The sequence below is a fragment of the Pseudoalteromonas sp. SG43-1 genome (genome assembly GCF_014164415.1).
Taxonomy (GTDB): domain Bacteria; phylum Pseudomonadota; class Gammaproteobacteria; order Enterobacterales; family Alteromonadaceae; genus Pseudoalteromonas; species Pseudoalteromonas distincta.
In genome coordinates, this window is sequence record NZ_JACJFD010000021.1 from 25,227 (window position 1) to 38,343 (window position 13,117).

10 protein-coding genes are annotated in these 13,117 nt (G+C 38.2%); 3 read left to right on the forward strand and 7 right to left on the reverse strand.

Features of this window, described 5'->3' with window-relative positions; all coding sequences use genetic code 11:
- The first annotated feature begins 196 nt into the window (after positions 1 to 196).
- Positions 197 to 1,816, forward strand: a complete 1,620-nt coding sequence (locus H5159_RS14455; protein WP_024591821.1) for a diacylglycerol kinase family protein — start codon at positions 197 to 199, stop codon at positions 1,814 to 1,816.
- Positions 1,817 to 1,867: 51 nt separating this feature from the next.
- On the opposite strand, the gene H5159_RS14460 is transcribed toward H5159_RS14455, so the two are convergent.
- Positions 1,868 to 2,176: a VF530 family DNA-binding protein gene (locus H5159_RS14460; RefSeq protein ID WP_024591820.1), complete on the reverse strand. Its 309-nt coding sequence runs from the start codon at positions 2,174 to 2,176 to the stop codon at positions 1,868 to 1,870.
- Between the two features lie 54 nt (positions 2,177 to 2,230).
- Positions 2,231 to 2,533 carry a DUF1496 domain-containing protein gene (locus H5159_RS14465; RefSeq protein WP_002959040.1) on the reverse strand — a complete coding sequence of 101 codons (303 nt, stop codon included), beginning with the start codon at positions 2,531 to 2,533 and terminating at the stop codon, positions 2,231 to 2,233.
- A 126-nt stretch (positions 2,534 to 2,659) separates the two neighbouring features.
- Here H5159_RS14465 and H5159_RS14470 point away from each other — a divergent pair, with 126 nt between their 5' ends.
- Positions 2,660 to 2,893 (forward strand): TIGR02647 family protein, encoded by a 234-nt coding sequence (locus H5159_RS14470; protein ID WP_182780491.1) that lies wholly within the window; start codon positions 2,660 to 2,662, stop codon positions 2,891 to 2,893.
- Positions 2,894 to 2,904: 11 nt separating this feature from the next.
- Here H5159_RS14470 and maiA read toward each other — a convergent pair whose 3' ends face one another.
- Both maiA and hmgA read right to left on the reverse strand, forming a co-directional pair.
- Positions 2,905 to 3,534 (reverse strand): maleylacetoacetate isomerase, encoded by a 630-nt coding sequence (maiA, locus tag H5159_RS14475; protein WP_182724024.1) that lies wholly within the window; start codon positions 3,532 to 3,534, stop codon positions 2,905 to 2,907.
- 2 nt (positions 3,535 to 3,536) lie between these two features.
- Positions 3,537 to 4,838, reverse strand: a complete 1,302-nt coding sequence (gene hmgA / locus H5159_RS14480) for a homogentisate 1,2-dioxygenase (protein ID WP_039488481.1) — start codon at positions 4,836 to 4,838, stop codon at positions 3,537 to 3,539.
- Between the two features lie 151 nt (positions 4,839 to 4,989).
- Between hmgA and H5159_RS14485 the strand changes: the two genes are divergently transcribed.
- Positions 4,990 to 5,421, forward strand: a complete 432-nt coding sequence (locus tag H5159_RS14485) for a MarR family winged helix-turn-helix transcriptional regulator (RefSeq protein WP_182737509.1) — start codon at positions 4,990 to 4,992, stop codon at positions 5,419 to 5,421.
- A gap of 52 nt (positions 5,422 to 5,473) precedes the next feature.
- Here H5159_RS14485 and H5159_RS14490 read toward each other — a convergent pair whose 3' ends face one another.
- The 3 genes from H5159_RS14490 to H5159_RS14500 all read right to left on the reverse strand — a co-directional run bounded on the left by H5159_RS14490 (position 5,474) and on the right by H5159_RS14500 (position 13,034).
- Entirely contained in the window at positions 5,474 to 8,593 is a 3,120-nt protein-coding gene (locus H5159_RS14490) for a TonB-dependent receptor (RefSeq protein WP_182780492.1), read from the reverse strand.
- Positions 8,594 to 8,929: 336 nt separating this feature from the next.
- Complete coding sequence (locus tag H5159_RS14495; RefSeq protein ID WP_182780493.1) at positions 8,930 to 12,136, reverse strand: TonB-dependent receptor; 3,207 nt, start codon at positions 12,134 to 12,136, stop codon at positions 8,930 to 8,932.
- Between the two features lie 43 nt (positions 12,137 to 12,179).
- Positions 12,180 to 13,034: a S1/P1 nuclease gene (locus tag H5159_RS14500; protein WP_024594577.1), complete on the reverse strand. Its 855-nt coding sequence runs from the start codon at positions 13,032 to 13,034 to the stop codon at positions 12,180 to 12,182.
- Positions 13,035 to 13,117 lie beyond the last annotated feature (83 nt).

A 13,117-nucleotide genomic window follows, 5' to 3' on the forward strand; every position in this document is an offset into this window, starting at 1 on the left:
ATTCACATGTTTGTAAAAAATGCACAAAGAGCGGTCTGTAGTAGATTTTAGTTTATTAATTACTATATATATCAATGGCCTATTGTTCGCGTTTGAATTTTAAATGGCATTTATATGGCGTGATATTTGCAAAAGACTACTTAAAGCCGTTTAAATTAAGATTATAAATCGGCATTATTTTCACAAAGGAGAGACTATGTGGGCTGCAATTAGTTATTTACTATTAGCACTACTGCTTATTTTTATTGGTTGGGAAGTGAACTCTGTCTATTTTGCTATTGTTTTTTATTGGACTGCGCTGTCACTTTTATTAGTGAGTACCGCGTATATTTTTAATACAGCAAAAATATTTAGAAAGCGTGAAAATGGGGTGATCCCATTTTATATACGGTGGGCGTTTGTGCCATTTTTATTCGGTGTGCAAATTTATAATGCCTGGTCACGTAAGCGCGATAAAGTGCCGCCCATTCAACAAATAAACGAAAACCTATTTTTAGCTTGCCGATTATTTCCCTCAGATATAGACACATTAAAAGATAACGGGATTACGGCGATTTTAGATGTTACGTGTGAATTCGACGGACTCGAGTGGAGTTCAACACAAGAGAATATTAATTATTTAAACATTCCGGTGCTCGATCATAGTATTCCTACCCATTCTCAGTTAAATCAGGCTATTAATTGGATTCATCACCATATTAAAGAAGACCATCGCGTAGTCGTTCATTGTGCTTTAGGGCGTGGGCGCTCTGTTTTTGTCATGGCGGCTTATTTACTGAGCCAAAACAAAAATGCAGATGTGCATGAAGTACTTGCACAAATAAAAGAAACCCGCGAAACCGCAAATTTAAATAAGCATCAACTTCGCCATTTAGCTAAGCGACATAAAAAAGGCGAATTACTGATTAAAAACAAAGCCGTTTTAATTGCAAACCCTGTATCTGGTACACGATTATGGGAAGAAAAAGAGCACTTAATTGTTGCGCGGCTATCGGATTATTACGATCTGAAAGTACTCACTACTACAAAAGAAGTTAACGGTATTGAGCTGGCTAAACAGGAAATTGCGCAAAATCCGGATATTATTATCGCATGCGGGGGAGATGGTACGGTGGCCGAAGTTGCAAGCGTACTTGTAAATACACAATGTAAACTAGGCATCATCCCTATGGGGACTGCAAACGCCCTTGCGCATGTATTGATGGGTATTACTTCTAAATTTATTCCTGTTGAACAGGCTTGTGACTTAATTATAGATGGTCAAACAAGCATAATAGATACTGCTTATTGTAATAATGAATTAGTACTACTGCTCGCGGGTATTGGTTTTGAGCAATCAATGATAGAAAAAGCAGATAGAGAGTCGAAAAATAAGTCGGGGCAACTTGCCTATTTAAATGGTTTTTTTGAAGCGTTTGGCGAGCAAAAATCGCAGTTACTTAAAGTAAAACTCGATGATAATGAGCCAAAAGAAATATGTACTAATAGTTTTATTGTGGCCAATGCTGCGCCTTTTACAACGTTATTGGCTCAAGGTGGCGGGCAACCTGATCATAGTGACGGGCTACTCGATATAAATTGGTTAACACCAAATAATGAAGATTCAACCACAGTACTAAGTATTGCAGAGCTGATGTTTAGTAGCTTAACGCAAACACATTTAGCTATAAACTCTCATCATACAAATGCCAAAAGAGTAGAGGTTACAGGCGAAGGAGAGCTTAAGTACGTACTAGATGGTGAAGTTAAAACCGCTCAAAAACTAGTTATTACTATTGAGCCGGCTTCATTAAATGTGATTTGCAAAGAGCAATAAATCGCGTTAGTTATAATCAAAAAAGGAGCTAAATTAGCTCCTTTTTTTACATCACTTTTTAATTGATGGCCAAACAAACCCTGTTGTATCAGGCGCTTGAGAAGATGTTTCTCTTGGTGCACTTTTTGGTCTACGAATAGGCTTATTATTTATAGTGTGAATATAAAGTGCTTCCACTTTATCGCGAGCCCAAGGCGTTTTACGCAAAAACTTTAAACTCGATTTAATGCTGGGTTGATCAGTAAAACATTTAATTTTTACTTGCTCGCCAAGTGTTCTCCAGCCAAGTCGTTGTTCTAACTCAACAAGTATTTGTTCTAATGTTACCCCATGTAAAGGGTTTTTAGGTTGATTATTCATAGCCATACTACTTATTTAAACTGCATGCATTGTAGCTTAAATCAGCTTTTAGCGCTAATTCACAGTGATTGTTTTAGGAGCTGTTGGGTAAATAGCATTACCTTGCTTATCTATTTTAAGCCAAATGAGTTGGCTGTTACTGTGTTGGGGTGTTTTAGCACCACACAAAAGTGTAAAAGAGTGAACTTGTATTAATGCCCCTTCGCTATAGCGTTTGTTGTCGTACCAACAGTTAGCTTCTTCATTTACAAACTGGTTTGCATCTATAATTGAATGGGTTTTTAGCGTTGTTGCTTCACTAAGTATTGAATACGATAAGCTGCTAAAACAAAAGCATAGAATTAAAAAGTTACGCATTAGAGGCCTTTAAATAGGGAGGGTTAAAAATAATACATTAAGCTAAAAAACGTGCTAGTGTAAAGTACACAAAGTGATTTTAAGTATAAACTTAGTTATTCACAGAACAATAAAAAGGTGCACACAATGCAATTTAATCACACAATGATCGAAGAATTCACACTATTAGCAAAGTTTCCTCGCGACAGTAAAATGCAGGGTATTAAATTACATTCAGACGCAGAGCCAAGCTTACTTAGCGCAGCGCAACGTTTATTTGAAAAAGGGATTATAGATAGCCCAGATGGCGGATATTTAACTGATCTGGGCTTAGATTTAATTGAGCACGTTACGGTTATTCATAGCGCGCTACAAAGTTAATCTAAATTAGCTTAATTTGCATCGGGTTGATTTTGCGGTGCAGCGTCATTAAATGCAGCTAATTTATTACAATGCTCGTAAATGGCTGCAATTTTTGGATAAGCGCTCATATCTACGTTAAAACGAATTGCATTAAATACTTGCGGCACTAAACAAATGTCAGCAAGTGTTGGTTGGTTACCAAAGCAGTAGTCATTATTTTCGTTTAGCATCAGTTCTATTTTTTCAAAACCCACTTCTATCCAATGTCGATACCATTTATTTTTAGCCTCGTTATCAACACCTAATTCGTTTGATAAATACTTCAGCACGCGTAAATTATTAACAGGATGAATATCGCAAGCAATGGCAAAGCTTAAGTTTCTTATTTGCGACTTTTGCCACGCAGTCCCTGTAATTAATGGCGATTGCGGATAAGTTTCATCAAGCCACTCAAGTATTGCAAGTGATTGTGCTAAAACACCATCATCGGTTTCAAGTGCAGGTAGTAAGCCTTGCGGATTAGTCGCTAAGTATTCCTTCCCAAGCTGCTCCGATTTTAAAAGGTTAACAATAGCAAGTTCATGATCGATTGCTTTTAAGTTAAGCGCTATACGCACTCTATAAGCCGCTGATGAGCGAAAGTAGCTGTATAATTTCATAATTAATCCTGTGAACCTGTAAATTGTTTTTTAATAGTACGCCAGCAATCGGTGTAATTTGGTTGGCGCTCTTTACCTTCTAATGCATATTTTGTCGGTGAAATTATATAGCGCGACTCAAACATAAAGGCCAATGTGTTTTCATATTTTTGTGGTGTAAGCTCAGCGTTTGAGGCTTTTTCAAATACGTCGGCTTCAGGTCCATGTGGCGACATACAATTGTGTAAACTTGCGCCACCAGGTACAAAACCATGCTCTTTTGCATCATACACACCTTCAATTAAGCCCATAAATTCACTCATAATATTGCGGTGATAATACGGTGGGCGAAATGTATTTTCGGCTACCATCCAACGCGGTGGAAATATCACAAAATCGACATTTGCCATACCCTCAGTAGCAGAAGGAGAGGTCAGTACAGTGAATATAGAAGGATCGGGGTGATCAAAGCTCACTGTATTCATTACATTGAAACGCGATAAGTCGTATTTATAGGGCGCACTATTACCCGTCCATGCAACCACATCAAAAGGAGAGTGCTTAATTTCACAGCTAAATAAATTACCGTTAAATTTAGAAACAAGCTCAAAGTCACCCTCTTTATCTTCAAAGGCCGCTACAGGGTATTGAAAGTCTCTGTCGTTGGCATAACCGTTTGCACCAACAGGTCCTCGCTCTGCAAGCTCTAACGCATGGCCATAATTTTCACAAATATAACCACGGGCTGTATTATCAATTAAGTCAACTGAGAACTTAATTCCTCTGGGAATTACAGCAATTTCACCTGGTTTAATGCTTAACTTACCGCACTCGGTGTGAATTAATAATTCACCATGCTGAGGGACAAACAACATTTCGCCATCAGCATTACAAAAGTAACGCCCTTGCATTGACTGATTAGCGACATATACATGAATGCCAATACCAGATTGCCCATTAGCACTGCCATTAGCAGCCATCGTTACTAACCCATCAATAAAATCAGTAGGCTGTGAAGGCATATCAATAGGATTCCAACGTAGCATTGTTGGTGGTGTTACGGCTTCAGTGATTGGGGCTGTTCTTATTAGGCCATTATCAATTGCTTGGTAATCACCTTGCACTACAGACGGACGAAGGCGGTAAAACCAAGTGCGACGATTTGAAGCGCGAGGAGCCGTAAATGCAGTCGAACTAAATTGCTCTGTGTATAAATCGTATTTAACTTTTTGTGGGCTAAATTGTCCTATTGGCAGTGCACCGGGTAGCGCTTGTGTTTCAAATTCATTACCAAAACCTGTCATATAACTTAATTGTGTCGCCATTACTGACTCCTGTGAGAGGGGGTTGGTTTAATATTATTTTTATTTCAGTTAAGATACTCTCAAGTGAGACTAATATCAAATGTGCAACTACGCATCCGTGTAAATATTAATGAACACTAAAGTAAGCCTTATAAAGCTGGGATAACTAAAAATGAAAATTGATTTAGCAACGTTCTTACCTTATCAATTAACGAATGTAGCAACACGTGTAAGTAACGACTTTGCAGAGGTTTATCAAACTAAATACGGTTTAAATATTCCTCAGTGGCGAATACTTGCTAATTTAGCGCAGTATGGGCAAAGCAACGCAAAGGATTTATGCACGCAAGCAAATATGGACAAGTCGACCGTGTCGCGTGCGGTAAAAGTTTTAATAGATAAAGGTTTAGTGAAAAGTGAGTTAAATGCACAAGATAAACGCGCGGCCTTACTTGTACTGAGCAAAGCAGGGCAAAACTTATATGAGCAAATAGCACCCGATGCACTGAATTGGGAAAAACAATTACTGAGCACTTTAACCAACGAAGAATACGAAGTATTAGTGAGTATTTTTGAAAAGTTAAATAACAAATTAAAGGCATAAAAAAGCCCACCAAAGTGGGCTTTTAAAAGATGTTTTAGGCTACAGTTCTAAATTAGAAAGTGTAACGAACACCTACACGCATTTGCCATACAGATGCATCAGTTTGTACTGATGTATTTGCATTATTCGCATTAAAGTCAGAGTAAACGTAACGACCCTGATCATCAAGTGATGTTGAAATCATGCTAGCGCCTACGAATGGACCTTTCTTAAGTACGCCCCAATCATCGTTTAACAGGTTAGTAAGGTTATCAATTACGAAGAATGCTTCACCTTTATGGCCTTCCATAAAGCCTGGAAGCTCTTGTGTAACTTTAAAGTTAAACTTAACAAACCAATCAGAGTTTTCTGCGTTACGGCTAGTCGTTTGACCACGTTCTAAACCATTTGATGCAATAAATTCATTGAATTCATTGATATCAGCAGCACTCATGTTGTAAACAACGTTTGGATCGTTTTCAAGTGGAACATACAATAGCTGGCGGTTACCATTCCAGTTGTTGTCACCAAAAGTACCATCACTTCCATCAAACGTGTAGCTGTATGGTAAGCCTTTATATGCTTCACCGAATAGATTAAAGCGAGTAGCAAAACCATCAACAAACTCATGAGTATAACCAAGAGTCATAGTGAAACGATGTGGAATTTCGTAATCAGATGAAGCAACACCTGGGTTACCTGGATCTGTTAGCGCAATGTTACCGTAGTTTGAACCAGCTACAGAGCTTGTCATTGGGTTAACATCATCAGAATCTGTGTAGGCATAACCAAAGTTAACGCTTACACCATTATCAAACATCTTGCTAACCGCTAATGAGATAACAGATGAATCACCGCTATCACCACTTACATTTGTTAGTAAGTATTCGTTTGAACGACCTTCAATTGATTCGTAAATAGGGCGGCCATCAAATGTAGTTTCGCCAGAATCTTGAAGCGCGATGTCACGCATTAACGCAGCATCTTTTTTCTTCGAGTATAAGTAATCAAGAGAGATTACGTACTCGTTTTCAGTTGTATACGTTGCACCAAGTGAGTATTTCCACTCTGATGGGATTTCAAAGTCTGGGTCAACAGCGTTTGCAACTGAATCGCCTGAGCCGATTACAGTGTCAGCTACTGCATCAAATTGAGACTGAGGTACTTCAAATCCTGGAGTACCATTATTTACATTAGGTGTTGCGAACAAGTCGATAGAACCAAACTGGTTTGCACTAATGTTAGTAATGCCGTCGTTTGAGTAAGAGTTAGATAACCAAACATTAGGGTTACCGCCTGAGAACAAGCCAACGCCTGCACGTACTTCAAGTGCATCTGTAGCGTACCATTGGAAGCCTACACGAGGTTGAATTAAATCGATACCATCAAATGTACTTTGGTTACTGTAGCCATAGCGGTCAGTAAAGTTTTGATTTAAGTTAGGTACATCATCACTTGTATATTTGTCATAACGTAGACCAAACGTGATGTTTGCATCTAAATCGGTGAATGAATACTCGTCTTGCACGTAAAATGTATGCTGAGCGTACGAAAAGCTTGCAGCTGCATCGTTAGGATCATTTGTACCAGCAGCATTGTTGTAGTAAATAGCACTTGCAATACCATTTTCAAAATCATCAACATTGTTGAAACGGTATTCACCTTCAGTATGCTGAACGAATAAGTTAAATACATCTAACTCTTCAAACTCGTAACCAGCAGTAATTGTATGTTGATCTAGGTAATAAGTACCTGCAACTTTAAATGTAGTTGTATCGTAGTCTAAGTCATTAGATTGACGTGAGTCATCTGGACCAATATAAACTGTACCACCATCTTCGGTACGAATTTGCATTTCACCAAAGCTGCTTGCTGCATCTAGTGATTGTACTGTTGCATCAAGCTCAGACTTACCAATACGAACTTCAGTAGAGAAGTCATCTGACCAATCAGAGTAAACAGATGCAATGATTGAAGTGAATTCTGCACTTTGGTCATAAAAGTGGTTAGATAGTGATACACGGCTAGAGCCAGTATCTGACTGTGAAACAGTATTACCATCGTTGTAGTTATAGATTAAGTTTGCACGGTGATCTTCGTTGATGTTCCAATCTAGTTTAACTAAGATTTTTTCATCTTCAACAGGCATACTTGAAGGCATTCCGCCTACATCGTAACCATATACAGTTTGAGCAATGCTAGTGATACGCGAGATATCATCAGCAGTTACACTGCCACTGCTTAAGCCATCGTAGTTAAACTGTTGAACACCTTCAAGTTTTTCATATGAAGTGAATAAAAATAGTTTATCTTCAATTAGTGGAAGACCTACGTTGAAGCCGTAACGTTTTTCAGTATAGTTACCGTTATCAACGTCATCACCTTCAATTTTATCACCCTTGAAAGAGTCGCTAGTGTAATCGTAGAAAACAGCGCCATGAACATCGTTGCCACCAGATTTGGTTACAGCGTTAATGTTACATGATGTAAAACCACCGTATTGAACGTCAAACGGTGCAAGCTCAGCTGAAACTTGTTCAATTGAATCAAAAGAGAAAGGGGCGCGAATAGTAGGGTAACCATTTGAGCTTAAGCCGAAGTTATCGTTCATACGAACGCCGTCTAGCGTTAAGCTGTTGTAGCGAGGGTTACCACCACCACAGTTAATTGAACCACGGCTATCATCAATTGTGATACGCGGGTCGATACGAATAATATCTTTTAAATCACGGTTAATAGCTGGAGTATTTTCAAGATCTGTTAGCGTAAATGTAGAAGCTGGACCAGTACCACCAGACATAGCGCTAATTGGTGCGCCAGAAACTACAATTTGTTCCATGCTTGATTGTGACTCAAGAGAAACGTTTACTGGGTAGTCGTTACCAATGTTAAGAATAATGTTATTAAATTCTTGGTCTGCGTATACATCTGAATCAACAATTACTTTATAAGGACCGCCAACTCGCAGGCCTTTAGCTGTGAAATAACCAGCGTCATTTACTTCAGTTGTTTTTACTGATCCAGAAGGTACGTGTAAAATTGTTACTTTAGTGCCGGCTGCTGGGTTGCCGTTAGGCCCCATTACTTGACCTTTAATTGCAGAGGTCGTTTCGTTAGCCATTGCAGCGCCACTTACACCAACACATGCTGCAATAGCAAGTGAAAGAGCTGTTTTGCGTAATTGAGTTTTCATTTAATTTTCCCGTGTAGTTATTAATTAAATTTTTATATTTTTATTTTAAAATTTTTCAAAATAAACAGTTAAAGTTCATTTATTCAAAATCCGTTACTAGTGTACCTTATTTATTCGTTACAAATAAAATACAACTGCAATATATTTTTAATAAATAGTACTATTTTTGTCTATTTGAGTGTTTTTTTGAGCAATAACTCTATATCGGTGTATATATTACGTGGGCTTTATGACAAACATGTGAAATTGGGGTGCGAAAAACAAAAAACCCATCACAATTTTGCAATGGGTTTTGTTAACAAATAACTTAATGTGTTATTACTTACCTATTAAGACTTAAAACTTGTAGCTAATACCAACTTTAGCCTGCCAAGCTGATGAGCTAGTTTGGTATTGACTGTAGTTACGAACGTCAGCACCATTAAATTTGCCATCAATTATATAACGACCTTCATCATCTAACCCACCAAAATCATAAACAGCTTGATCAGAGAAACCTAAGCGTTTTTCAACACCCCAATCACTGTTTAGTAAGTTTGCGAAGTTATCAACCATGAAGTAAACCTCACCGCTGTGACCTTCAGCAAAACCTGGGATTTCTTGTTTGATACTTACATCCATCGTAGTAACCCAAGGTTGAGTACCTGAGTTACGGCCTAAAATTTCACCACGTTCTGAGATACCAGCACGATTTAGAAGCGTTTCTAATTCATTCCAAGATAAACCAGACTCATCCCAATTTACATTTGGATCATCAGCGCCAGTTGGAATGTAAGCTAGGTAAGCTGAGCTTGAGTAAAAGTCGCGTGTATCACCTAAGTCACTATCTTGATACATGCCCATAGTGTAGCTAAATGGACGGCCAGAGCGGCGTTCAAAATACACGTTAAACTTAGTTGCATAACCACTGAAAAATTCAGTGTTATACGCTAGGTTTATTTTAAAGCTGTGCTCTACTTCGTATGAACCACGATCTGCAAAGTCTTCATTACGGTTACGTGTAATGTTGTATTGGTAGTTACTTTGAGCACGAGAAGATGAACCCGATGAGGCCTCAGTTACGTCTTGGTGTGCATAACTTGCAGAAACATACAGGCCATTTTCAAATTCTTTTGCAATGCCGGTAGAAATAATGATTGAACGTCCATCGTCAGATGAATTAGTCATTGCAATATCAAAGTTATCAGCAAGGTCGCCAGTATAAATACTTTCGTTAATTACACGCTCACCATCAGCAGCAACACCAATTGGGTTTAAAGCAGTGTTATGCCATACAGCTTCGTTTTCTTTTTTATGGTAAGCAATTTCTGCTTGCCATTTGAAGCCTTCTCCAAGTAGTTCTGAGTCAAACTCGTATTCAAAACCAACTTGAGCTCTTATGCTCGATGGAAGCTCAAAATCAGGGTCAACATAGTTTGTGCTACCGGCACCTTGGACTAACGTGTCTTTAATAGCGTCAGGTACTTGCGTAATATCGGCTTGGTTATTGGCGTAATAATCATTAATAGCGCTTTGTGGTGCTTCAACAAATGTAATACCGTCATTTTGGAAAGAGTTATTGTACCAAACGTTTGGAATACCACCTTGGAATCGACCTATACCACCATTAATGGTTAATGCTTCAGTTGCATAATATTTAAAGCCAATACGCGGTAAAATTATATCTAAACCATCAAGATTCTCTTGATTGCTAAAGCCGTAAGTATTTAAAAAGTTTTCGTTTAAAGTTGGTTTATCGTCTGATGATAAACGCTCATAACGAACGCCAGCTGTTACTTCTAAATCATCACCAACATAAAAAGTATCTTCGATATAAAGTGCTAATTGGTTACGTGTCGCATCGTATGCAGTGTCATTTGGGTTATTTGTGTACGCGTTACTGTAAGAAAAGTCGTATGTACCTCTAAAGTTACCCACTTCACGGTTTGCAAAGCCTTCGAAGTCATCAAATTCCCAAGAACCTAATGAGTTAGATGCAAATAAGTTATATAAATTTAGCGATTCATACTGCATACCAAAGTTAATTTCGTGCTCATCCATTAAGTAAGTGGCATCGAAAGTAAGCGTTAAGTTTTCAGTCGATGAGCTATTTGCATGGCGGAATTCATCTGTACCAAACTCATAAGCTGGACCACGGAAGTACTCTTCAACTTTCACAAAGCCAATATCAGAGTTAGTTAAGCTTCTTGATGATACATCTTTGTAAGCGATACCAATTTCAGTTGAGAAGTTTTCATTCCAGTCTGAATATAATTTTGTCGCAAAATTATTGAATTTAGTAGCGTAAGTATAACGGCTTGACGCTAAGCTTACTGTACTACCGCCAGTGCCGACATTTGTTTCGTCTTTATCGTCTTGCCATTGGTAAGTGAAATCTAAACGATGATCATCATTAATATTCCAACTTAATTTAACAAGCAATGATTCGTTTGTATCTTTAGGGTCACCACCTAGAGAATCGGTTAAGCCGTATTCATTATTTAAAATATTAATAAATTGGTTGTAGCTTTCTTCTGTTACATCATATTCATTCGTTGCACCAGAGCCTTCAAAACCGTAATCTAAATCAAGTTCACTTGTCCATTTGTTGTAGTTAACAAAGTAAAACAAAGTATCGTCGATTAATGGGCCGCCAACATTAAAGCCATAACGTTTCTCAGTTTGAATTGGTTCTACCTGATCAATAACGTATGTACGGTGTCCATCTTCATCTAAAACAGGGTTACCATCTGCATATACTTGAGAAATACTGTCTACATCACCTGCAATATCAGGAGTAGATATTTCATAAAAGCCAGAAAATTTAAACTCATTAGTACCTGATTTTGTTACTGCATTAATAGTACCGCCACCAAAGTTACCTTTAGAGGCTGAGAACGGAGATACATCAACAGAAATTTGCTCAATTGCATCAAGTGCTACTGGTGGCTGAGAAGTAGGGTAGCCGCCATAACTTAAACCAAAGTCATCATTTTGGCCAATGCCATCAACAGTTAAACCATTTGAACGTGGGTTACTACCTGCAAACGTAAGTTCGCCATTACCGTTAATACTAGCAAGTGGGTTTAAACGCGCAATATCTTTAATGTCGCGATTAAAGCTTGGCATATTTTCTATAGTGTCAGAGCCAAATGTACTGCTAGAGCCACCTGATTGTTGAACAATCTTATAACCAGACACTTCAATCTTTTCGATGTTTAGCGGAGCAAGCTGCGAGCTTAAGCGGTAAGTTTCACCAAGGTTCAAGTAGATATTTTCAACAGTCGTATCGTTAAACGTATCAGAGTCGATGATAACCATGTAAGGACCACCTACACGTAAACCATTAGCGATAAACGTACCACTTTCGTTTGTAGTTAGTTCGCTAATAGTTCCCGTTGGTTGGTGAACTACTTTGATTTTAACGTTTGCAGCATTGCCACCTGATGGCGTCGTAATTTTACCACGCATTGCAGATGAAGTATCAGCAGCCATTGCGCTTGTAGAAACACCTAGAGCTAAAATTACCGCTCCAGTTAATTTCGAAAGGCGAAGCTTAGTCATAATGTTGATTTCCCGTGTGTAGGTTATATAAATTTAATACTGTTTATTTATCAGTCGTCATTTTTAGTGCCGTATCTAACTCTTTTGCAGAAGGGTCAAATAAGGCGTTTAATAGTCCAGCTAGTCGAATACCCGCTTGTTGTAGGCGTGTTTTTACAATTGGAGTGTTGTTATAAATGTAGCTGTACCCAACTTCGTCGTTGGTGTACTTATAAATTTTTGTTGCTAAATTGTGTGATTCTTCAACCCAAGTTTTAGGTGAGCTTTGTAAATACTCAGCAATTAATTCGCTGTTATTTGTATCAATAAATTGAGCGTATTCAGTAAACGACAAGTTCTCGTTCTCAACTAACTTTGTATCCCAAAGGCTGTGAAGGTTTGTTTCTTCGTTAAAAAAAGAAACCTTAATACGGTTACCACCTCTGTCTTCACCTCGACCGGCATGAAAAGGTTGATGACTGTCGCCTACTAAATGCACTAAAAAACGTAAACTGAACTGTTTAGCATCTAAGGTGCTATTTTTATCGGTGAGCGTTTGCATTGAATAGTGAATACCCTCGAGGATATTACTTACAGATTCTTTGTTTTTAGTATGATCGTGATTGAAGCTGAAAGATTTTCCTGGGGCTGCATTAATGTAATGCCAACGAGATGATTTCTTTTGCCAAAAGTCGCCAGGAGCAGAGCGCATTTCATCAGGCCACGTTGATATTTGCGCAAGTGACTCACCATCTAAATAAGGTTTAATTGCTGCTTTAGTTGTTTCGCTTATATGAGATTGTGCAATCTGCCCTACAATACGGTGGCCATTTTGACCCCAAGCGTGTGAGTTAGTGCTTGTGAATATCGCACTAATCAAAAGCGCAGAAGATATCGAGTACTTTATATTGTTATGCATTAAAACTTCCTAAATGAATATTTCATGGGGTTGCTATAAGCTAATGCGGTCAATTGTCCTCATTTTTAATGTTGATAGGAAGG